The organism is Amycolatopsis sp. MtRt-6, from assembly GCF_017308975.1.
In the GTDB taxonomy this organism is placed as follows: Bacteria; Actinomycetota; Actinomycetes; order Mycobacteriales; family Pseudonocardiaceae; genus Amycolatopsis.
Genome location: NZ_JADWPD010000019.1, coordinates 25788 through 45740 on the forward strand (window position 1 = coordinate 25788; position 19953 = coordinate 45740).

The 19953-nt window shown below is 70.6% G+C and carries 21 protein-coding genes and 1 pseudogene; 14 read left to right on the forward strand and 8 right to left on the reverse strand.

The window, feature by feature from the left end:
* Nucleotides 1–64 precede the first annotated feature (64 nt).
* Complete coding sequence (locus I4Q55_RS28615; RefSeq protein WP_307793328.1) at nt 65–934, reverse strand: universal stress protein; 870 nt, start codon at nt 932–934, stop codon at nt 65–67.
* Between the two features lie 312 nt (nt 935–1246).
* Here I4Q55_RS28615 and I4Q55_RS28620 point away from each other — a divergent pair, with 312 nt between their 5' ends.
* Nucleotides 1247–1546 carry an EthD family reductase gene (locus I4Q55_RS28620; protein WP_206791920.1) on the forward strand — a complete coding sequence of 100 codons (300 nt, stop codon included), beginning with the start codon at nt 1247–1249 and terminating at the stop codon, nt 1544–1546.
* A gap of 158 nt (nt 1547–1704) precedes the next feature.
* On the opposite strand, the gene I4Q55_RS28625 is transcribed toward I4Q55_RS28620, so the two are convergent.
* On the reverse strand, nt 1705–2307 hold the full coding sequence (locus I4Q55_RS28625) for a response regulator transcription factor (protein WP_206791921.1): 603 nt from the start codon (nt 2305–2307) through the stop codon (nt 1705–1707).
* Nucleotides 2304–3437, reverse strand: a complete 1134-nt coding sequence (locus I4Q55_RS28630; RefSeq protein WP_206791922.1) for a sensor histidine kinase — start codon at nt 3435–3437, stop codon at nt 2304–2306. Before I4Q55_RS28630 ends, I4Q55_RS28625 begins: the two co-directional genes overlap by 4 nt.
* Before the next feature lie 108 nt (nt 3438–3545).
* Between I4Q55_RS28630 and I4Q55_RS28635 the strand changes: the two genes are divergently transcribed.
* From I4Q55_RS28635 to I4Q55_RS28660, 7 genes and pseudogenes are all read left to right on the forward strand, one after another.
* Nucleotides 3546–4430 carry an ABC transporter ATP-binding protein gene (locus I4Q55_RS28635; protein WP_206791924.1) on the forward strand — a complete coding sequence of 295 codons (885 nt, stop codon included), beginning with the start codon at nt 3546–3548 and terminating at the stop codon, nt 4428–4430.
* A gap of 12 nt (nt 4431–4442) precedes the next feature.
* Complete coding sequence (locus I4Q55_RS28640; RefSeq protein ID WP_206791926.1) at nt 4443–5162, forward strand: ABC transporter permease; 720 nt, start codon at nt 4443–4445, stop codon at nt 5160–5162.
* Between the two features lie 26 nt (nt 5163–5188).
* Nucleotides 5189–6664: an alpha/beta hydrolase gene (locus I4Q55_RS28645; protein WP_206791927.1), complete on the forward strand. Its 1476-nt coding sequence runs from the start codon at nt 5189–5191 to the stop codon at nt 6662–6664.
* 231 nt (nt 6665–6895) lie between these two features.
* Nucleotides 6896–7186 (forward strand): annotated as a pseudogene (locus I4Q55_RS51000) (thioesterase domain-containing protein); the annotation flags it as partial.
* Between the two features lie 16 nt (nt 7187–7202).
* Nucleotides 7203–7511 (forward strand): hypothetical protein, encoded by a 309-nt coding sequence (locus I4Q55_RS49420; protein ID WP_242546936.1) that lies wholly within the window; start codon nt 7203–7205, stop codon nt 7509–7511.
* A gap of 118 nt (nt 7512–7629) precedes the next feature.
* A complete protein-coding gene (locus I4Q55_RS28655; protein ID WP_242546937.1) occupies nt 7630–8727 on the forward strand; it encodes a hypothetical protein in 1098 nt (365 codons plus the stop codon).
* 187 nt (nt 8728–8914) lie between these two features.
* The gene (locus I4Q55_RS28660) at nt 8915–9487 is read left to right on the forward strand and encodes a hypothetical protein (RefSeq protein WP_206791929.1); all 573 of its coding nucleotides are present in this window, start codon (nt 8915–8917) and stop codon (nt 9485–9487) included.
* Nucleotides 9488–9540: 53 nt separating this feature from the next.
* Here the strand turns inward: I4Q55_RS28660 and I4Q55_RS28665 are convergent, their stop codons facing one another.
* The 3 genes from I4Q55_RS28665 to I4Q55_RS28675 are packed head-to-tail and all read right to left on the reverse strand — an operon-like array spanning nt 9541 to nt 12187.
* Nucleotides 9541–10410, reverse strand: coding sequence for an SAM-dependent methyltransferase (locus I4Q55_RS28665; RefSeq protein ID WP_206791930.1), 870 nt, complete (start codon nt 10408–10410; stop codon nt 9541–9543).
* A gap of 21 nt (nt 10411–10431) precedes the next feature.
* Complete coding sequence (locus I4Q55_RS28670) at nt 10432–11724, reverse strand: SLC13 family permease (RefSeq protein WP_206791933.1); 1293 nt, start codon at nt 11722–11724, stop codon at nt 10432–10434.
* Between the two features lie 16 nt (nt 11725–11740).
* The gene (locus I4Q55_RS28675; RefSeq protein ID WP_206791935.1) at nt 11741–12187 is read right to left on the reverse strand and encodes a CBS domain-containing protein; all 447 of its coding nucleotides are present in this window, start codon (nt 12185–12187) and stop codon (nt 11741–11743) included.
* Nucleotides 12188–12799: 612 nt separating this feature from the next.
* Between I4Q55_RS28675 and I4Q55_RS28680 the strand changes: the two genes are divergently transcribed.
* Genes I4Q55_RS28680 through catC form a run of 4 tightly spaced genes read left to right on the forward strand, consistent with a single transcriptional unit; the run spans nt 12800 to nt 15945 of the window.
* Nucleotides 12800–13705 (forward strand): LysR substrate-binding domain-containing protein, encoded by a 906-nt coding sequence (locus I4Q55_RS28680; protein ID WP_206791936.1) that lies wholly within the window; start codon nt 12800–12802, stop codon nt 13703–13705.
* Entirely contained in the window at nt 13705–14808 is a 1104-nt protein-coding gene (locus I4Q55_RS28685) for a mandelate racemase/muconate lactonizing enzyme family protein (protein ID WP_206791937.1), read from the forward strand. The genes I4Q55_RS28680 and I4Q55_RS28685 overlap by 1 nt, the downstream gene beginning before the upstream one ends.
* 13 nt (nt 14809–14821) lie before the next feature.
* Nucleotides 14822–15664 (forward strand): catechol 1,2-dioxygenase, encoded by an 843-nt coding sequence (catA, locus tag I4Q55_RS28690; protein ID WP_206791938.1) that lies wholly within the window; start codon nt 14822–14824, stop codon nt 15662–15664.
* Complete coding sequence (gene catC / locus I4Q55_RS28695) at nt 15664–15945, forward strand: muconolactone Delta-isomerase (protein WP_206791940.1); 282 nt, start codon at nt 15664–15666, stop codon at nt 15943–15945. Before catA ends, catC begins: the two co-directional genes overlap by 1 nt.
* A 22-nt stretch (nt 15946–15967) precedes the next feature.
* Here the strand turns inward: catC and I4Q55_RS28700 are convergent, their stop codons facing one another.
* A complete protein-coding gene (locus I4Q55_RS28700) occupies nt 15968–16441 on the reverse strand; it encodes a DUF6130 family protein (RefSeq protein WP_242546938.1) in 474 nt (157 codons plus the stop codon).
* Nucleotides 16442–16623: 182 nt separating this feature from the next.
* On the opposite strand from I4Q55_RS28700, the gene I4Q55_RS28705 reads away from it, so the two are divergent.
* Nucleotides 16624–17418 (forward strand): phytanoyl-CoA dioxygenase family protein, encoded by a 795-nt coding sequence (locus tag I4Q55_RS28705; protein ID WP_206791941.1) that lies wholly within the window; start codon nt 16624–16626, stop codon nt 17416–17418.
* An 8-nt stretch (nt 17419–17426) separates the two neighbouring features.
* On the opposite strand, the gene I4Q55_RS50650 is transcribed toward I4Q55_RS28705, so the two are convergent.
* Nucleotides 17427–18647: a glycosyltransferase family 4 protein gene (locus tag I4Q55_RS50650; RefSeq protein WP_206791942.1), complete on the reverse strand. Its 1221-nt coding sequence runs from the start codon at nt 18645–18647 to the stop codon at nt 17427–17429.
* A gap of 20 nt (nt 18648–18667) precedes the next feature.
* Here I4Q55_RS50650 and I4Q55_RS28715 point away from each other — a divergent pair, with 20 nt between their 5' ends.
* Nucleotides 18668–19942, forward strand: coding sequence for an MFS transporter (locus I4Q55_RS28715; RefSeq protein WP_206791943.1), 1275 nt, complete (start codon nt 18668–18670; stop codon nt 19940–19942).
* Nucleotides 19943–19953 lie beyond the last annotated feature (11 nt).

Genomic DNA, 19953 nt, shown 5'->3' on the forward strand with positions numbered 1-19953 from the left:
GGCGGTCGCCCAGTGGATGGCGCTCAACCAGCTTTGGGCGATCCGGTGACGGGCTGGGCTCCGCTCAGCTCTTCGTGGGTGGGTGCACGACCGCGACCGGGCAGGGGGCGTGGTAGACCATCGCGTGGCTGACCGAGCCGAGCAGCAGCCTGCCGAGGGTGCCGCGGCCGTGGCTGCCGACGACCAGCAGCGCGGCGCCGTCGGCGGTGTCCAGCAGTGCTCGGGCGGGCCGGTCGATGCTGACGGTCCGGCGGACGACGACTTCGGGATGCCGCTCGGAATGACTCGCCAGGGCATCGGCGAGCACCCGCTGCCCGCGCCGGCTGGTGTCCTGCCAGTCCTCCGCCCAGCCGCTGACGGGTTCCGCGACATGCATCGGCAGATCGGCCCAGGCGTGCACGGCCAGCAGTTCGCGGTGGTGCCGGTCGGCGAAGTCGTAGGCGAAGGCGATGGCCGCGGAGCTGATGTCCGACCCGTCGACGCCGACCACGACCGGCCCGCTCTCGGCGTAGGAGTCGGTGGATCGGACCACGACGACCGGTCGCGCGCAGGAGTGCAGGAGCTCGGCTGCTGTCGAGCCGAGCACGACCCGCGGCAGCGCGCCTTGCCCGGATGCCCCGATCACCAGCAGTTCCGCCTGCTCAGCCGCCCGGGTCAGCGCTTCGCCGGTCCGGCCCGATTCGACGCTGGTTCGCACGGTCAGCTCCGGCCGGGACTTGCCGAGTTCCTCGGCGATGTCGGCGAGGAGGGCTTCGGCGTGCGTGCGGGCGGTCAGTTGCTGTTCCGCCTCCTCCGTGCCGGGAACGAGATGCGGTCCGGGCGGCGGCCAGTGGACGACCTGGACCACGGCCAGCGCGCAGCCGCGGCTGCCGGCCTCCTCTGCCGCCCAGTCCACCGCGGCCCGGGCCTGCTCGGACCCGTCGTGACCGGCCACGACCCAACGCTGTGCTGTGGGCGCTTCGGACATCGCGCAACCTCCAGTCCCGCCGCCTGGTGGACCCCGCGCCCGCCAAGCCCGTGACAACCGGCTACCCGCTGGGCGGTGTGCCAATCGTGGCAGCGGCGTGGCGCGCCGATCCCGCCCACGTCCTCACCGGCGAACCCGAACCCGACCTGCCACGCGGTGTCCGGCCCACGGGGCGCGGCCCGGCCGTCCACGCCGGGTGAGTGATCTTGTGGCTGACATTCCGATCGGGGCGGGCGCGGGTATGACAGGCTGGGAGCCACCATCGCCGAAAGGAACCCGATGCACCGGCTCACCGTGCTCTATCCGCCGCCCGCCGACGAAGCCCACTTCCGTGCCTACTACGTCGGCACCCACCTGCCGCTCGCGGCGAAGCTGCCCGGGCTCGTGCAGTCGCAGTACTCCTTCGACGTGGCCTCGCTCGGCGGGAAGCCCCGGTATTTCGCCGTGTTCCACGCCGACTTCGAGTCGGCCGAAGCCATGGCCGCCGCGCTGGGGTCCGAAGAGGGCAAGGCGGTGGCCGCGGATGTGCCGAACTACGCGACCGGTGGGGTCGAGATGATTCACTACCCGCTCAGCTGAGCTCGGGGGATCGGGAAACCGGACCGGACCGTCCTTTCGCGACGGTTCGACGCGGCCACCGTCGTCGGCGACCTTCGCACCTTCTTCGCGAGCGGCGTCACCCGGCCGGTGGCTTGGCGCCGCGCCCAGCTGACCGACAGCACGGCCGGCCGAGGCGGTCACAGCCAGTCGTGCTCGTGGGCGTAGCGGGCCGCTTCGTGGCGGGTGCGGGTCTGGGTCTTCTGCATCGCGTTGGACAGGTAGTTGCGCACCGTGCCCTCGGCCAGGTGCAGCCGGCCCGCGATCTCGGCCACCGAATACCCCTCGCGCGTCGCGCGCAGGACGTCGAGCTCGCGTTCGGTCAGGGGGCAGTCGTCGACGACGGCGAGGGCCGAGACGTCCGGGTCGATCCAGCGCTTGCCCGCGCGCAGGGTCTGGATCACCGCGGTGATGTGCGCGGGTTCCGCGGCCTTGCTGACGAACCCCTGGACGCCCAGCTTCAGCGCCTGCCGCAGCACGCCGGGGCGGGCGTGCCGGGTCAGCATGAGGATCACCTGCTCCGGCCGTGCCCGCCGGATTTCCGCGACCGCGCCGAGACCGTCCACTGTGGGCATTTCGAGGTCGATGACGAGCACGTCGGGCCGATGCCGCAGGGTGGCCGCCACCGCCTGCTCGCCGTCCTCGGCTTCGGCGAGCACGGTGATCCCGCCCTCCAGCGGCAGCAGCGCCGCCAAGGCCTTGCGCAGCAGGGCTTCGTCGTCGGCGAGCACCACGGTCGTCATCGGACGGCTCCGGCGAGCTCCGGGAACGCCACCGCCGTCAGGAACCGGCCGTCCTCGTGCGACACCTCGAGCTCTCCTCCGTGCTCCGCCAGCCGTTGCCGCAACGCCGAGAGCCCGCCGAGCGGGCCCGGCTCCGCCGCGCCGTCGTTGACGATCGCGATGCCGGTGCGGCCGAGCGTGATCCGCACGTGCCGGGCTTCGGCGTGGCGCAGGATGTTCGTCGTCGTCTCGCGCAGGACCTGGCCGAGCAGCTCGCCGACGCGGGCGTCCGGCTCGGCCTCCCGTTCGAGGCGCACGTGGATGCCCGCGGCCTCGAACAGGTTCTTCGCGTTCTCCAGCTCCGCGGTCAGGTTGAGCCGCCGCTGGGCGTAGGCGAGCTCCCTGGTCTGGACGATCGTGTCACCGACGAGCGTGTGCACCTCCCGCAGCTCCTCCCGCGCGCGGCCGGGGTCGGCGTCCAGGAGCTTCTCCGCGAGCGCCACCTTCAGCTTCACCACGTGCAGCGTGTGCCCCTGGATGTCGTGCAGGTCGCTCGCGAAGCGGACGCGTTCCCGGGCGACGGCCAGTTCCGCCTCTCGCTCGCGCGCCTGCTCGAGTTCCGCGACCAGGTCGAACAACCGCTGGGTGGCGAACATGAACCCGGCCGAGAGCAGCACGGCGATCGCCGGGACGGCGACGTACTGCAGCAGCCGCGGCCCGGTGCGATCGGGGTGCACGAGCACGTTCGGCAGGCCCAGGACCGCGACCAGCGCGGCGAGCCCGAAGAGGGCCGCGAGCCGGTGGCGGCGCAGCGGCGGGATGAGGAACGACCCGACGACGGACACGCCGTAGAACGCGGCGGTGTCGTTCGTCAGCGCGCCGGCCAGCCAGACCACCGCGGTGACGGCCAGGCTCGGCCGCGCGACGCGGAGGTAGTCGCCTGCCGTCCAGCGTTCGGCCGTCGCCAGCGCCGCGACGAGCCCGATGACCTGGATGCCGGCGTGCCACCAGGTCCGGGCGGTGAGTGCCAGCAGCAGCACGCCGACGAACGCCAGCGGCGGCACCGTCGTGATGAGGTTCAGCCGGCGCAGCCGCTCCTGCACCGCCCCGCCGGTCCAGGAGCTCCTGCGCGCGATCTTCGGTACCTCCACGGGCCGAGCGTATCGGCCTGGGCCGGCCGCACCAGTGACACCGCGTCACATCTTGGCATGACGTCGGCACACTGCCGGGCGCGCGCCGATCCCGCTGGAATTCGGGGCATGTCCACGACACCGGTCATCGACGTCGATCGCCTGAACCTCACCTACGGCGGGTTCGCCGCCGTGAAGGACCTCTCGTTCCAGGTGGAACGCGGAGAGCTGTACGCCCTGCTCGGCACCAACGGCGCCGGGAAGACCTCGACCCTGGAAACGGTCGAAGGCCACCGCGCGCCGACCTCGGGCGCCGTGCGGGTGTTCGGGAAGGACCCCCGCGACCGCGCCGCCGTCCGCCCGCGGATGGGGATCATGCTGCAGGAGAGCGGGTTCTCGCCCGACCTGACCGTCGCCGAGACCGTCCGGCTGATCGGGCGGCTCACCGAACGGTCCGACGACGCCGGGCGCGTGCTCGGCGTCGTCGACCTCACCCGCAAGGCCGGGACGAAGGTGGGGCAGCTCTCCGGCGGTGAGAAGCGGCGGCTGGACTTCGCCACGGCCGTCTACGGCACGCCCGAGCTGGTCTTCCTCGACGAACCCACCACCGGCCTGGACATCCAGTCCCGCGACGCGCTGTGGGACGCGGTGGACCGGCTGCGCGAGGACGGCGCGACCGTCGTCCTGACCACCCACTACCTCGAAGAGGCCCAGCAGCGCGCCGACCGCATCGGGCTGATGCACCAGGGCGCCCTCCACCGCGAGGGCACCGTCGCCGAGCTGACGCGAACCCTGCCGTCGACCATCCACTTCGGACTGCCGCCGCGCGCGCCGGCCCCGCCGTTGCTGGCTTCGCGGGACGCGGACGGCACGTTCCTCGTCGAGACCTTCGAGCTGCAGAAGGACCTGCACTCACTGCTCGGCTGGGCCCAGGACCACGCCGTCCGGCTGCAGGACCTGCAGGCCGGACCGACGCGCCTCGACGACGTCTTCCGCGCCATCGAACCCGCCTGAGAAGGGAACTCCATGCTCACGATCGCTCGTGGCGAGCTGATCCAGATCTTCCGCAACCGCCTGGTGCTGGTCACCGCCCTGGTGCTGCCGGCCGCGCTGAGCGCGTTCTTCATCACGAAGCGCGACGCCTTCACCGAAATGGGCAGTCTCGGCTACATCGCCACCCTCGTCCTGTTTTTCGTGGCGAGCATCGGCCTGTACACGACGTCGGTGACCACGCTGGCCGCCCGCCGCCAGAACCTGTTCCTCAAGCGCCTGCGCTCCACCGCGGCGGGGGACGCGGGCATCCTCGCCGGGCTGCTGCTGCCGGTCACCGTGCTGTCGGTGGCGCAGCTCGCCGTCATCCTCGGCGCGCTGGCCGCGGTCGCCGGCACGCCGGCGGATCCGCTGCTGCTGGTCGCGGCGGCGGTGTCCGTGGTGGCCATGATGGCCGCGCTGGGACTGGCCACGGCCGGCCTGACGAACTCGCCCGAGCACGCGCAGGTGACGACGCTGCCGGTCAGCGTCGGCGTGCTCGCCGTGTCGGGCTGGGTCGGGCTCACCGGCACCGGCGACCTGACGCTGCTCAAGCGCCTGCTGCCCGGGGGTTCGGCGACCGAGCTGGTGCTGAACGCCTGGAACGGCGGCGTCCCGCTCGCCGATTCGCTCGTCCTCTTCGGCCCCACCCTGGCCTGGGTCGCCGTCGCCGTCGCGCTCGCCACGCGGCTCTTCCGCTGGGAACCGCGCCGCTGAACCGCGGCCGGACGAAAGGATCAACGATGCTGCGCGAAGCCCTGCTCACCGCCGCGGTCGCCGTGCTCGGCGCGACGGCCGCGCCCCCGGCGGCCGCCACGACCGGCCTCCCCTGGGGACCGTGTCCGGCCGGCGCCTTCCCGGTCCCGGACCTGCAGTGCACGACGATGCGGGTGCCGCTGGACTACCGCGACCCGGGCGGCCGGACGATCGACGTCGCCGTGTCGCGCCTGCCGAGCAAGCACCCGGAGAAGCGGCGAGGCGTGCTGTTCACCAACCCGGGTGGCCCCGGCGGCGTAGGCCTGGACTACCCGCAGTTGCTGAAGTACCTGAAGCTGCCGGAGAGTGTGCTGGACACCTACGACGTGATCGGGTTCGACCCGCGGGGCGTCGGCCGCAGCACGCCGGTGACGTGCGACCTCACCCCGGCGCAGCTGGCGATCGGCAACCTGCCCTACGCCCACGGCCCGGCCGACGTCGTGAAGCAGGCGAAGCTGGCGAAAACCGAGGCACAGCAGTGCCGGGACGCCGCGACGGGGTCGATGCTGCCCTACGTCACCACCGCGAACACCGCGCGGGACATGGACCGCATCCGGGCGGCGCTCGGCGAGTCCACGCTGTCCTACCTCGGTGGTTCCTACGGCACGTACCTGGGCGCGGTGTACACGACGATGTTCCCGGACCGAAGTGACCGCATCGTGCTGGACAGCAACCTCGGCCCGGGCGGCTACGACATCACGGCGATGCGCGCGTTCGCCCGGGGCATGGAAGACCGCTTCCCGGACTTCGCGAAGTTCGCCGCGGCACACCCGGAGTACGGCTTGGGCCGCACGCCGGCCCAGGTGACGGCCAAGTTCCACGAGCTGGCGGCACGCCTCGACCGTGCCCCGGTGGCGGACGTGACGGGCTCGATCTTCCGCGGCCTGACATTCGGTGGCCTGTACGCGACGGACCTGGCACCGCTGGCCTCGGACTGGCAGGCCCTCGACAACGGGCGGCCGCCGCAGCCGGCCACCTTGCCGGGCTCGGTGGAGAACGTGTTCGCGGCCCGGTTCGCGGTCATCTGCGGCGATTCGGCGTGGCCGCGGTCGGTGGGGACGTACCAGGTGAACGTGGCGGTCGACCGCGTCCGCTACCCGCTGCTCGGCGCGGCCGCGGCGAACATCTCGGCGTGCGCCTACTGGGCGCCCCCGAAGGAGCCGCCGGTGCGGATCACCGGCCGCGGCCCGGCGAATGTCCTGCTGGTGCAGAACGAACGCGACCCGGCGACGCCACTGGTGAACGCCCTCGAGCTGCGCTCGGCGTTCGGCGAGCGAGCCAGGATGGTGACCGTCGACCAGGGCGGCCACGGCGTCTACCCGGGGGCCAACCAGTGCGGCAACACGGCGGTGACGAACTTCCTGGTGACCGGGGAGCGGCCCGCGCACGACGCGCGCTGCGCGGCTCAGGCCCCGGCGCCCGGGGAAAACGACGGCGGCAGCCTGCGCTTTTTCCGGAGTTAGGCTGGTTGTCGTCGGGTCCTTGCCGGTGGCCGCTTGAGCTGCGACGTCCGCCTCTTCCCGGCAGAGGAGCTCGGCTGCGTCCACCCGCACCGCGGCCGGCCCGCGGGAGCGCTGCTGGCGGAGCTGTCCGGCGCGGACCTGTCGATCCGGCAACTGTTCGAGGCGCCCACCCCGGCCCGCCTGCCGGCGGTGCTCGACGCCGGCTCTCCCGCGGGGGACCCGTTCGCCGTGGTGCTCCCGCTGCGCGCGCACGGCACCGGGGACCCGCTGTTCTGCCTGCCGCCGCTGACCGGGCTGACCTGGCGGTACGCCGGCCTGCTGCGCACGCTGGGCGGACGGCCGGTGTACGGGCTGCAGTGCCGCGGGCTGCGCGGAGAGGGCGGGCTGGCCGGATCGCTCGACGAGCTGGTGGCCGGTTTCGCCGCCGAGATCCGGCGGCTGCGCCTGCACGGGCCGTACCACCTGTCCGGCTGCGCGTTCGGCGCGCCGAACGCGCACGCCGTGGCGACGGCGCTGCAGACGCGGGGAGGAGGTGCCCTTGCTGGTGGTGGACCCGCCGGCGAGGCTGCCCCACGCGATCGCGCTCGACGAAATGCGCGGGCTGCTCGCCGAGCACTACCCCGGCACCCTGGCGCAGTTCGGCGAGCCCGGCCTGACCGCCGTCACCGAGGTGGCGGCCACGAACGCCCGGCTGGCCGCGGAGTTCACACCCGGCCCCTACCGCGGCGAGCTGCTCTTCTGCGGCGGCCCGGAGAGCGACCCGACGCCGTGGAAGGCCCTCGCGGACGGCGGCGTGAGTGCCACACGCTGCCGTTCGCCCACGTCGAGGTGGCCGGCCCGGCGGTAACGTTTGCCGATCATGGGGATATATCCGGTATGGCTGGGGAGCACCGGGGTTGTCGTCTGGGTGGGGTTCCTCGTGCTCGACCGCACCGGCGAGCAGAACTGAACTGACAACCGAACACATGAAAACTATCAGCAAGGCAAGAATTCGTGGCCTGGTGACGTCTTCTGTGGCAGTTCTCGCCGCGATGACGGTGGTGACCGGTGTCCTCGCCCCGGTGGCGAGCGCGGCTTCGGCCGGGACCCCGGCAGCGGTGGCGGAGACCTCGGACGAGGTGCGCGTCAACGCGGCCGCCGTCGTCGGGCTCACGGTCACCCCGGAACTGCTGCGGATGAGCGAAGGCAACTTCGTCTACGAGATCTTCAAGGCCGCGACGCGGCAGGGCGAGGTCGCGCAGGAAGTCCAGTCCGCGGCGAGTGACGCCTACATCTCCGGGAGGACGTCGTACTTCCTCGCGACCGGGATCCACGAGGCACACCAGCGGGATCTGGACCGTGCGGCGATGTACGAGGCGAGGCGTGCGGAGCGGCAGCCCGCGGCCACGCTGCTCGGTTTCGAGCTGACCGCGCTCCTGCTGACCAAGGACGACAAGAACTTCGTCTTCACCTTGTGGGAGCGGGCCGCCGGCGGTTCGTTCGTGAAGTCGGCCGCGGCTGCCGTGTACAGCGGAACGCCGGCGGAGCAGAAGGAGTTCATCGTTCGCGGCATCTTCGTCCAGCACCAGCGTGACGTGGACGCGGCGAAGGAGGCGGCCGAGAAGGAAGCGGCGGAGAAGAAGCTTCGCGAGGCACGGGTGAAGGCGGCCGGCGTCGTCGGCATGGACCCGGCGCTGGCCGCGCAGCTGACGGACAAGGACTTCGTGGAGGCCATCTGGTTCGACGACCTGGCACCGCGGGATTCCGAGGTGTACTACCAGGCCTACCTCAGCCGGACGCCGGAGCAGTGGCGAGCGTTCATCGACACCGGCATTTTCACCGCCGCGGCCAAGGACAAGGTGGACAACATCAAGGTTCGCGCCGCCGCCGTCGTCGGTATCGAGGCCGGGTACGCCAGGTACCTCCAGGAAGGCCCGCTGGTCCGCGAGATCTGGACCAGGGCGAAGTCCGGCTCGCGGGTGCAGGCCGCCGCCTACCGTGCCGTGCAGAGTGCATCGCCCGCCCAGTGGCGATCGTTCCTGGAAACCGAGATTTTCATCGCCGACGCGGCAGACAAGTCCTGAGGCACGCGGTCGCCGCGATCCGGAACGTCGCGTAGGGAAGAGGGTCCCGTTTGCGAGAAGCGCGAACGGGACCCTCTTCGTCCTTCCGCGGAACGAACTCCGCATCGAGCGGAAATCTCGGCAACGCCCGGCCGGATCGGACATCATCAGGGAACAGTCCCTTGCCGGCGAAGAGGGGGTCTCTTCCGTGCGGAAGCCCATCAGGAACATGCTGCGGCGCGGCGCGGCCGCGGTCTCGGCGGCCCTGGCCGTCGTCTCCGCCGCCCCGGGAACGGCGACAGCCGCGCCCGCGGCCGGGCACGATCACCGCACGGTGGCCGTCGGCGGCAGGACCTTCGAACCGAACCTGTTCGCGGGGCCCACCGTCCTGCCCGCGACGGGGGGAACGGTTTTCGTCGCCGGTACGGGTTACAACCGGGCGCAGGGCATCTTCCTCGCTTTCTGCGCCGTTCCCGATGCCGTGCGGCCGGGAAACCCCGCGACCTACCTCAGCCCGCCGACGCCGTGCCTGCCCGGGCGCGACTCGAAGGACGGGTCGTCTCGCCGGATCACCGACGCCGCGACCGGCACGCCGGGGATCACGATTCCGTACCGCGAAGGTGGGTCCTTCGTCACGAGCCTGACGAACCTGCGGCCGGAGCTCGCCGACGGCGTCGTGTGCGACGTGAACGTCCGCTGCGCGATCGTCACCCGTGCGGACTTCACGGCGACGGCGGACCGCTCCTACGACCTGTACATCCCGGTGACCTTCGTGCGTTGATCATCGTGCACCTCACCGCGATCATGCGGTGATCGATCTCGGAGCGGACGTCGTCAGCCGGTGAGCTCGGCCAGCACCGAGCGCTCGATCTCCGACACGGGCAGGTCGCGCCCGGCCGGGCGCAGGTAGCGGCTGGTGAACTCCGCCGGCCCGAGCTGTTCGCGTTCGCGCCACCCGTACTCGGCGAGCAGGCCGGCGACGTCGCCGGGCCGGAGCCCGAAGCGCCAGAGCCGCCACTTGGTCACGAAGTCGTCGTGGGCGGCGCGGGCGCCGTAGAACTCCTCGCCGTCGAGGAAGTCCTTGCGGACGTAGGTGAAGGCCAGCCGGCTGCCGGGGCCGAGGTCGGTCAGCTGGGCGAGGGTGTGCCGCACGGCGGGTTCGGTGAGGTACTGGGTCACCGCCTCCCACACGACGAACGTCTTCCGGCCGCCGGTGAAGCCGTGGCGGGCCAGCTCGGCCCGGAGCTGCTGGGTCTCGAAGTCCACCGGCACCAGCGTGACGCCGACGGGAACCCGGCCGAAGTGCTTGCGCAGCGCGGCTTCCTTGCGGGTGACGTTGGCCGGCAGGTCCACTTCGTACACCGGGATCCCGCGCAGCGGCGGCAGCCGGTAGGCACGGGTGTCGAACCCGGCACCGAGGACGACGACCGCGTCCAGACCGCCCGCCGCGGCCTCGAGCAGCTGGTCGTCGAGATAGCGCTTGCGGCAGAGGATGCCCGCCCACAACCCCGGAACTTTCTTCTCCGTCGCCGACACCATCGCCCGGCGCAGCGGCGGCCACCGCGTGAGCGCGACCGCGAACTTCCCGCTCGCGGGCAGCAGTTCGGCAGCCAACGGGTCGTGGATCAAGGGTGCGGGCTCGAACTGGTCGACGGCGACGATGACCATCGGCCCCAGCGCGGTCCCGTCGGCGGTCCTGCTCATGGCGTGCTCCTCCCACCTTGCTCAGCCGAAGACGAAGTAGCGCAGCCACAGGTACGGCGCGGCGATCAGCACGGTCAGCAGGGTCACCTGCGCGCCCTTGCGGGTGAACTCCCAGAACGAGATCGGGCTGCCCGACCGCGCCGCGATGCCCAGCATCACCACGTTGGCGCTGGCGCCGATCGCGGTCATGTTGCCGCCGAAGTCCGCGCCCAGCGCCAGCGACCACCACAGCGCCTCCGAGTGCGCCGGATCCGGGATGTCCTGGGTCAGCGCCAGGACCAGCGGGCTCATCGTCGCCACGTACGGGATGTTGTCGATCACCCCGGACAGCAGCGCCGACACCACCAGGATCAGCATCACCGCGACCAGCGCGTTCCCGCCCGTCGCCCGCGCCGCCCACTCGGCCAGCGTGCCGATGACGCCGGTCTTGACCAGGGCGCCGATCATGATGAACAGCCCGGCGAAGAACAGCAGCGTCTCCCACTCGACACCGGCCAGGTAGTCCCGCGGTTCCACCCGGGAGATCAGCACCAGCACGCCGGCGCCCAGCAGCGCGACGACCGACGGCTCGACGTGGATCACCGAGTGGCTGACGAAGGCGGCGAACACCGCGAGCAGCACGACCCCGCACTTGAGCAGCAGGCGGTGGTCGCGGATCGCTTCGCGTTCGTTGAGCCGCATGACCGACGCGGCGCGGGCCGGGTCGACGTCGAACGAGCCGCGGAACACCCAGCGCAGCGCGAGGGTGAACGCGACCAGTTCGACCGCGACGATCGGGGTCATGTTGACGAGGAAGTCGTTGAACGACAGGCCCGCCCGGCTGCCGATGATGATGTTCGGCGGGTCACCGATCAGCGTTGCGGCGCCACCGATGTTGGAGGCCAGCACTTCGGCGATGAGGAACGGCGTCGGCCTGATGTCGAGCCGGTCGCAGACCAGGAGGGTGACCGGCGCGATCAGCAGCACGGTCGTGACGTTGTCCAGGAACGCCGACGCGACCGCGGTGATGATGACCAGCAGGACCATGATCCGCAGCGGTGAGCCTTTGGCGCGCTTGGCCGCCCAGATGGCGACGTATTCGAACACGCCGGTGCGGCGCAGGACGCCGACGATGACCATCATCCCGAACAGCAGGAAGACGACGTCCCAGTCGATGCCGGTGTCGGGGGAGTAGAACGCGTCCGCCGAATCGGTCACCCCGAACGCCAGCACGATCCCGGCGCCGGCGAGCGCGACGGCGGTCTTCGGCAGTTTCTCGGTGGCGATGAAGACGTAGGCGACGACGAACACCGCGATGGCGAGGACGGTGCTCATCGCCCCGCCGCCGCGGTCAGCGGTGGGTGAGGGCCAGCTCCAGCAGCCGGGACGCGGAGATCACGCCGAGCAGCCGCTTGTCCTCCATGACGGCGACCAGCGGGCAGCGCAGGCGGGCCATGATGGCCGCGACCTCCACGATCGTGTCGTCGGCCTGCACCCGCGGCAGCTCCGAGGGCTTTTCCGGCAGCAGCGTGCGGACGGTCTTGCCGTTCAGCTTGTCCGCGACCCGGTCGGCCATCGACTCGTCCAGCACCCCGGCCAGGGACGGGTCGTCGCGCACGTAGCCGGGCACCAGGAAACGCACCACCTGCGACGCGGGCAGGATCGACTGCGGGCACCCCGCGGCGTCGGTCACCACGATGCCCGGCAACCGGCGCTCGGCCAGCAGCCGTACCGCGTCCAGGGCAGCGGAGTCCAGGTCGACGACCGGGTACTCCTCGGCCATCTCCACAGCATGCATCCGCCCAGCGTACGACCCTGCGGCCGGGTTCGCGGCGCACTATCGGTCCCTCCTGCCGGTTTCTTGACGCCCGGTGGGCAGGGCCGATCGCCGGCCCGAGGACCAGCTCGGTCCCGACCGTGTCCAGATGGGAGGAGGTGAACGCCAGTACGAGCGCCATGGAAATTCCGTCCTCGAGCCGGGTCCTCCACCCGCTCCGGGCGGAGGGCCGACCAGACTTCCCGGCGCTCCACGCGTAAAGATGCCGCAAAGGCCCGGGCGAAGCAAACCGGCTACCGCGCCATGACAGGAGCTGCGACGTACGGCAGCCGGCTACCCTCGCGAGCCGCGATCGAGCCGCTTGTGCGCGAACCGCAGCGCGGCGACCAGCAGGAGGAACGTCGCGATCAGCACGAGTGGTCCCCACAACTGCGCCATGATCACTCCACTCGGCCGGGACGAGTGACCGTGACCACTCGTTTCACGGAGTGTAGTCCGCCCCTCCGGCTTTCGTGGGCGAGGTGCTATTGATAAACAGCATCGATCAATCATCGGAAAACAAGTCTTTGTCTTCGATCAGTGCGCTCCCTACGGTGAGGTGATCGGCGACGGAGACGCGGGAGGAGGCCACGCATGGAACTGCGGCACCTGCGGTACTTCGCGACCGTCGCCGAGACGTGTCACTTCGGCCGCGCGGCGGACCGGCTGCACGTCGCCCAGCCCGCGCTGTCCCACGCCATCCGGCAGCTGGAGGACGAGCTCGGCGTGGCCCTGCTGGCCCGCACGACCCGGCAGGTCCGGGTCACCCCGGCGGGGGAGTTCTTCCTCGCCGAGGCCCAGCGGGTGCTCGCGGCGGTGGACGCCGGCGTGCGCGGCGCCCGCCGGATCGGCGAAGGACAGCTCGGCCTCGTCCGGGTGGGGTTCACCGGGACCGCCGCCTTCTCACACCTGCCGCGGCTGGCCCGGGCGCTCACCCAGCGGCTGCCGCGGGTCGAGCTGGAGGTCCGCGCCGACCTCCTCACGGCCGAGCAGTGCGACCGGCTGCGCGGCGGTCTGCTCGGGATCGGCGTGCTCCGGCCGCCGGTCACCGGAGCCGGCATCGACTACCGCGTCATCGAAGTCGAGCCCTTGGTCCTCGCCGTCCCGGCCGACCACCGGCTGGCGGGGGAGCCCGTCGTCGCGATGACCGACCTGCGGACCGAGCCGTTCGTGACCTACGAGGGACGCGACTCCGTCGTGCGGGAGGCGGTGCTGCGCAGCTGCCGGGACGCCGGGTTCACCCCGGACCGCCGGCACGAGGCCCCGGGCACCGCGGCGCTGCTCGCCCTGGTCGCCGGCGGCCTCGGCGTCGGGGTCGTGCCCGCGTCGGCCCGGTCGCTGCCGCTGGCCGGGGTCGTCTTCCGCGACCTCGCCGGCGCGGCGACCGTCGAACTGGCGCTCGCGTGGCACCGCGAAACGCCGTCTCCGTTGGTCACCACCGTCCTCGCGGCGCTCGAGGACGTCTTCCCGTCCGCCCGGCCACCGGCAGCGGTCACCTGATGAAGATCACCCGCGTGGAGGCGATCCCGTTCGCCATCCCGTACCGGAAACCCCTGCGCTTCGCTTCGGGCGAGGTGCGCGCCGCCGAGCACGTCCTCGTGCGGGTGCACACCGACGACGGGATCGTCGGCGTCGCCGAGGCACCGCCGCGGCCGTTCACCTACGGCGAGACCCAGGCCGGGATCGTCGCCGTGATCGACTCGATTTTCGCCCCGCAGGTCGTGGGCTTGAGCCTGCTCGACCGCGAGACCGTCCACACGCGACTCTCCCGGACCGTCGGCAACCCGGCGGCCAAGTCGGCCATCGACATGGCGATCTGGGACGCACTGGGCCGCTCCCTGGACGTCTCGGTCACCGAGCTGCTCGGCGGCTACACCGACCGGATGCGCGTGTCGCACATGCTCGGCTTCGACGAGCCCGCCGCGATGGTCGCCGAAGCCGGGAAGATGCGCGACACCTACGGCATCACGACCTTCAAGGTGAAGGTCGGCCGCCGTCCGGTGTCCCTGGACACGGCGGTCGTGCGGGCGTTGCGCGAGCACTTCGGCGACGGTGCCGACCTGTACGTGGACGGCAACCGCGGCTGGACCGCGGCCGAGTCCGCCCGCGCGATGCGGGAGATGGCCGACCTCGACCTGCTCTTCGCCGAGGAACTGTGCCCGGCCGACGACGTCCTCGGCCGCCGCTGGCTGGTGCGGCAGCTGGACGTCCCGTTCATCGCCGACGAATCCGCCGTGACGCCGGCCGATGTCACCCGCGAGATCCTGGGCGGCTCGGCCACCGCGGTGAGCATCAAGACCGCCCGCACCGGCTTCACCCGCTCGCAGCGCACCCACCACCTCGCCGAGGGGCTCGGCCTGGAGGTCGTGATGGGCAACCAGATCGACGGCCAGCTCGGTTCTCTGTGCACGGTCGCGTTCGGTGCCGCGTACGAGCTGACGTCGCGCCGCGCGGGCGAGCTGTCCAACTTCCTCGACATGACCGACGACCTGCTGGAAGAGCCGCTGTCCATCAGCGACGGCGAACTGGCCGTCCGGCCCGGCGCCGGCCTCGGCGCCGCGATCGACCCCGGCAAACTCCGGCGATACCGCCAGGACCGCTGAACAAGGAGAAGTCATGACCGCCACCGCCACTGCCGCCGCTTCGGGCGCCAACGCCACCGAACGGTTCAAGTCCGACAAGCTCGCGGGCGCGGCGGGCACGCCGCCGGAGCGCGTCGACCTGCTCGCCCGCGAGGTGCTCGACGCCGTGCACGCGACCATCCGTCGCCACAAGGTCACCTACGCCGAGTACAACGCGCTGAAGGCGTGGCTGATCAGCGTGGGCGAGGACGGTGAGTGGCCGCTGTTCCTGGACGTGTGGGTCGAGCACGTCGTCGAAGAGGTCGCCACCGAGCACCGCGAAGGCAACAAGGGCACCATCGAAGGCCCGTACTACGTGCCCGGCGCCCCCGAGCGGGGCGCACACGGCTCGGTCCCGATGCGGGAGGGTGAGCCCGGCACTCCGCTGACCTGGACCGGCCAGGTCACCTCCACCGACGGCACCGCGCCGGCCGGGGCGAAGATCGAGCTGTGGCACGCCGACGCCGACGGGTTCTACTCCCAGTTCGCACCGGGAATCCCGGAGTGGAACCTGCGCGCGTCCTTTACTGTCGACGCCGAGGGCCGCTTCGAGATCCACACGGTCCGCCCGGCGCCGTACCAGATCCCCACCGACGGCGCGTGCGGCAAGCTGATCGCGGCGGCCGGCTGGCACGCCTGGCGCCCGGCGCACCTGCACGTCAAGGTGTCCGCCCCGGGCCACGAACTGCTGACCGCGCAGTTGTACTTCCCGGGCGACGAGCACAACGACGACGACATCGCCTCGGCGGTCAAGCCGGAACTGATGCTGTCGCCGCGTCCGGTCGACGGCGGCGAGACCGTCGAGTACGGCTTCGTCCTCGACCCCGAGCGGTCCTGATGCTGTACCACGTGCGCATGGACGTCCACCTGCCTCCGGACCTCGACCCGGCGGAGCGCACGGACCTCCTGGCGCGGGAGAAGGAGTACAGCCGGCAGCTGCAGAAGGCGGGGAAGTGGCCGCAGCTGTGGCGGATCGCCGGCGAGTACGCCAACTTCTCGATCTTCGACGTCGCCGACCACGACGAGCTGCACGCGCTGCTGTCGGGCCTGCCGTTGTTCCCGCACATGGACATCGCGGTCACGCCACTCGCGAGACACCCGTCGAAGCTCCCGGGCTGAACGGCTCGGTTACCGGAGGCGCTCAGTGCGCGGGGACGACGAAGTCCACCGTCTTGCTGTCCATGATCATGTGCGTCGGATCGGCCAGTCCGATCCACACGCGGTGGGGTCCCGCGGGCAGCCCCTGGATGATCAGTGGTTCGCCGCTGGCGTCGGCCCAGTGCCACGGTGCGTCGTCGACCGTGACGTGGATGTGGCCGATCCGCGGTGACACGTCGAGCGCGTTCGGGCCGTAGACCGGCACGATCCGCAGGTTCTCGGCCTGGTAGCGGATCACGACCAGTCCTTTGGCGAGCTGGTCCGGGAGCGGTGCGTCCACCACCAGCGCGGGTTTGGGCTGGGACTCCAGCGGAACGACGGGCGCGGGTGACCAGCTCGGGTCGGCGACGGCCACCGGTGACGGTGGCGCGGCGGGAGCTGGAGTGTTCGGCGCGCATGCGGCCGCGAGGACGACAGTGGCGGTGACGAAGCCGCCGACGGCGATTTTGTGGATCATGAACCGACGGTAAGCGCACCGTGACCGTCCCGGCGTCCGTCGGACGACGTCACCGCTGTAGGTCACGAGCGCGAGCCGGGTCGACGGTCGCCGGCGAAGCTCGATGTCAGGCTTGGCAGCTCTCGATGATGTGCTATGCAGGAAGGACACGAGGTCCTCCCGATCCGAAGGATGGGCAGAGCATGACGTCGGAGTCACTCGAGGTACGGAGCCGTCAGCTCTCCCCCGAAGACGTCGACAAAGTCGTACTGCATCTCCACGACCGCGGATACGCAATCCTCGAAAACGTCATCCCGCGAGAAGAGGTCGAAGCCGCACGCGCCGAGTACCTGCGAACCTTCGAGGAGTTCAAGGCAACGAACAGCACGCGGCTGCAGACCAGCCACAGCGGAAGCGGTCACTACCAGATCCAGCCGCACCTGGCCGGACGCTTCGGCGGCGCGCTCTACCTGGCGAATCCCGCAGTGTTGCAGTGTCTCCGGCCGATCCTCGGCGCAGGTCTGAAGATTGCCTTCTGCAACTCGAACCTCACCCAGCCGGGGTCCAGCTACCAACGAGTGCACCGGGACTGTCCGCCCACGTTCGACGGCGAGATCAGCGTCCCGACCCCGCCATCCCTGTTGGCGGTGAACATCCTGCTCTGCGATTTCACCACCGAAAACGGCAGCACGGAAGTCTGGCCGGGGACGCATCTCATCGTCGACACCCTGCGCGGGACAGCCGGCGCCACGGATCTCGAGAAGCGGACCGAGGGGTGGCCCGCGACCCGGACGAACGCGCCCGCGGGGTCCGCCGTCATCCGCGACCTTCGGCTCTGGCACCGGGGAACGCCGAACCACACGACCGCGCCCCGCATGATGCTTTCCTTGGTCTACAAAAGGAACTGGGTCGCCTGGCGCAACCACGCGTCCCTCGAGGCGCCGGCGGAGGTCATGGCGGATTGGCCGGTCGAGGTGCGAGAACTGGTCCGGCCCTGAAGCCGGTGTCACCCCGATCGCTCGGCCGAAAGCGTCGCGACTTCGGACCGCACTGTCTCGGCGCAGGCGCTCCAGCTGTACCGCGCCAGCAGGTGCTCACGAAGTTCCCTCGCTCGGCGGCGAGCCTCGTCGAGGTCGGTCAGCGTTCGGGTCAACGCGTCGGACCACAATCTCACGCGCTCTTCGTGGACATAGCTGTCGGACACCGTCCCGGAGAGGCCGAGCGCGGCCGGTACCCGTCGTGGATCGCTCAAGAACATCCCCACCCCGCTGTTCTCCCGGCTGACGAGGACGGGGATCGCGTGGCTGGCAGCCTCGAACGCCACCAGCCCGAACCCCTCGTGCTGAGAGGTCACCAGCAGCAGATCGGCCGCGCGAAGCTCCCGCTCGACCGCTGTCCTGTCGGTCGTGAACGGCCGAACCCACACCGGCGACCGCGCGCGTTCGGAGAGGGTTCGCTCCAGGCCGTCGATCGACTCTTCGCGGGCGCCGCGCAGCACGAGTTGCGCTCTCATCCCGTTCTGCCTCAGGACGCCGACGATGTCGGCGGCCAAGCCGGACTCCTTGATCGGATCATCGAGCCGGCCGAGGACCAGAATCCGGAACTCGTCGCCGTGGTGCCCGTTCTCCGCCACCGCGCTGTCGCTGATTCCCGGCACGATCTCCCGGATGCGTTCAGCGGGCACGCCGTGCGAAGCCGCGAGGCGACGTGCCCGCATGGTGAGCAGCGGTCCCAGGGCGAACACGATGTCCGCTGCCCCGGCGATCGACACGTCGATCTCCGCGAGCAGGTCCGCGCGCCCGCGAAGCCCTCTGAGCCGATTCCCTTCCTCGGGGCTGGTGTGGATGAACAGGGCGGCCTTCGCGTCCGGGTATACCCGATTCCGCAAATAGACGGCAGCCGAACCGGAAAACCGGGAGTGACCGATCAGGAGGTCGACCTTTCCGGGAAGTTCTTCGGTGCGCAGGAGCTGGCCGGCCGAATCGATTCCCGGCAGCGGATCGAGTGCCTGCACCCGGACGAGACCGTCACTCGCGCCCGGTTCCGCGACACGCGCCGTCACCTGACAACCGACGCCCGCAAGCGCCTGGCTCAGTTGCTGGTTGAAGACCGATATCCCGTTGTGTCCCGACCACTCCGTGTGTAGAGTCAAGATGTGCTGCGAAGGCGATATCCGAGTCATTGACAATTCCCCCGAGTAACGTCGGAACTGGTCCCTGTATGTCACGTACTCTACGGGGGAGACGGATGGCACGGCAAGAATCCGCCGGAGACACGGAGAAGAAACGTCCGGTGCTCGCCGCCGTGACAGGGCACTTCATCGAAGTCTACGATGCCGCACTGTACGGATTGTTTGTCCTTCCGATCGCAAAAGCGTTCTTCCCGGCAGGGAACGACGACCGGGCCTTCCTGGCAGCGCTCATCGTGTTTGGTGTTTCTTTCGTGGCGCGGCCGATCGGCGGTATCGCCGTCGGCCTTCTCGCCGATCGCATCGGGCGGCAGAAGACGCTGGTCGCGACCATTTTGGCCGTCGGCTCGGCCACCGCCGCGGTCGGCGCGTTGCCGACCTATGCCCAAGCGGGAACCCTGGCACCGATTCTGCTCTTTGTATGCAGGATAGTTCAAGGATTCGCGTCCGGCGGCGAGACGACGGTGATCCCCGTCTACCTCGGCGAGCAGGCGGAGCCGAGGCGGCGTGGTCTCATCACCTCACTGATCGCGGTAGCCGGAAACGCGGCCACGGTGCTCGCGGCGCTGGCCGGCGCCACCCTGTCCGCCCGGCTTCCGCCGGCCGCCTTCGACTCCTGGGGCTGGCGAACTCCCTTCCTGGCGGCGATCCCGCTCGCCGTTCTCGGGTTCCACCTTCGCCGCAAGCTTTCCGAGCCGCTCCCCGGCCGGGACCGCGAAGGCTTCCGATTCAGGTTCAGGAAAATTCGCGCGAACTGGAAAACCGTGGCCCAGCTCAGCCTGCTGGGCGGCCTCGGCACCCCGGTCTACCTGCTGATTGTCTACTATCCAAGCTTTCTGATCCGCGTCTCCGGGCTGCCCGAAGCGCAGGCGCGGCTGATGCCGTTGATCCTGATCGCCGGGTCCGCGCTGCTCAATCCCGTGGTGGGCGTACTCGGCGATCGCCTCGGCAGGAAAGTGCCCCTCTTGCTGGCCGCGGGGGTCAGTATCGCGACCGCCGTCCCGGCTTTCTCGATAGCGACCGGCGGCACCTTGGCCGGCGCCATCATCGGCGGCATTCTCCTCGCCCTGCCGATTCCGTTGTGTCTCGGCTCGATTCACGCGGTGTCGATGGAACTGTATCCCAGAGACATTCGCGCCACGGCAGGCGGACTGGCGAGTACCGTGGGCGGATTGGTCTTCTCCGGATTGCCACCGGTGGTGATCCAGCTGCTGTCGTCGACCTCGGTCGGCCACACACTCGCGCCCGCTCTCGTGTTGATGGCGTGTGGATCGATCGGCCTGCTGGCCGCGCTGCGCCTCCCGGACACCCGAACCATCCGCATCGACCAGTAGGAGCTCGGCCA